The organism is Bartonella sp. AP57NXGY, assembly GCF_042195805.1.
GTDB lineage: Bacteria > Pseudomonadota > Alphaproteobacteria > Rhizobiales > Rhizobiaceae > Bartonella.
In genome coordinates, this window is the sequence record NZ_JBHIOZ010000243.1 from 1 (window position 1) to 1732 (window position 1732).

Annotated in this window: 1 protein-coding gene; it reads right to left on the reverse strand. The window is 36.5% G+C overall.

What is annotated here, in order from left to right; translation table 11 throughout:
* Positions 1-519: 519 nt before the first annotated feature.
* Positions 520-1458, reverse strand: a complete 939-nt coding sequence (locus ACFIL8_RS09885) for an abortive infection family protein (RefSeq protein WP_375689629.1) — start codon at positions 1456-1458, stop codon at positions 520-522.
* Positions 1459-1732 lie beyond the last annotated feature (274 nt).

The following is a 1732-nucleotide window of genomic DNA, read 5'->3' on the forward strand; positions in this document are numbered from 1 at the left end:
AATGGCTATGGTATGTAAGAATAGTGCTGTTTTTTATAAGGAGCTGTCTTATTATAAAATTAAGTAGGGTAGGGGAAGAACGTATAGGTACGTAATTTACGCGCATAAAGGCTTTGTAGGAATTAAATCTAAGCTCAGATTTTCTCTCTTTACGGAGTTAAGACTTGTGTTTTTATCATAATGACTAGCTTCTCCATCATAATATTTCTGCACGAGAGCTTTCCAAAAATAGTACACCAGCTAGTTTGTTCTTAAAAAAATAATCAAGGCAATACTTTTGCACCATCCTCATTCGCCATCCTTAAGGGCGGCTTTTGCATTTACAGAAATTGCCACTGACTTTAGAAGCGGAGCCTAGAAACGCGGGGAAAAGGAGAACTATAGGGTGGTGTGATTACTCATTCTGTCATGCTATAGAAATATTTGGTTTTGTAGGGTAGAAGCAGCCACTCCCCTTTAATGCCTAAAAAGCATTAAAAATGGCACAAGAAAATGCTGGTAGTCGTGATATGGTTTTTATTATGGCTGATCCATGAGCTCTAAAATATAAATTGAGAGGGAATGGGCGGCATTAAAAGTTAAACGCGCATGGCGAGGCTTGAGATTGATTAGTTCAAAATCCTTTTCTGAGCGGCCGTGCGCTGCACCTTTCTTGTTTCTTAACTTTATAGTACCGCGCACAATTTGATACAGACCGGATGCGATCATTTTTAAGTCATTTTCATCTAGATCTTGATTTTTTAAGTTTTCTTGCTTCATATCTTCGGGATGGATCTTAGCTTTCTTAACGACTTCTTCCCATAAAGCGGGCAGATTATTACGGGCGTTTTCTGCATATGGGATAGAATGGTGGTCGAGATAAGCTTTGCAAGAGGCTTCCAACAGATTTGCTGCAAATAGAACTGCCTCCCTTGGATCTTTTTCTATATTTTCTAATGCTCTATTTATTTCGATTTCTACTGCTGAAAGTTCTTTCTCTGCAATACGTTTTTGTAGCTCTTCCATCGAGAGGAGACCAGCTTTTTGCAATTCTTGTGTGAAGGTCACCTCATTCTTGATAATATATCCTCCACGCTGATATTCTAATCCATCTTTCTTTAACGTTTCTAAAATTTTACGTTGATCTTCTTTAAGCTCTTGTAGCATTTGGTCTTCTGGTATGTCTTGAAATATGAATCCGACTAACTTATGAAACTCGCTGTCCAAAAAATCACCAAGCAGGGGACCAAGGACTTCAAGCGGTTTATTGCATTCTACATTGATTGTATCTAGTCGTTTCTTAATCTTGACTTCATCATCATCACTTCGATACTCATGAGGAGCAGATGGTGTATAAAAAAATAAGGCATCCAAATTCTTTGGCAAATAGTACTTTGGTAATATTTGAGAGAGTATCCTAATTGTTGCAGGAGGGATTTTGTTTTTCTGAGATATTTTTTGCGGAGATGATAATTGCATTTTATGGCTTTATAATATCAAAAAGTGGTATGTTGAGTGGTTTTTAGAGTATGATTTTATTGCCTGACCTTTTATAGAAGGTCGCGCAACAATTTTGTGGCTTATATAAGATTTGTGAAAGATAAATGCCATATTGTGTTTTATTTTTCTCCTTTCATTGTTATAACAGTGAAGGGGGGAATAATGTGTGATAATTCGAAAAATATAGAATGAGAACAGAAGTATAATTTTGTATTATCGTAACTGCAATAGCATTCTTTATTGGCAGATTGTT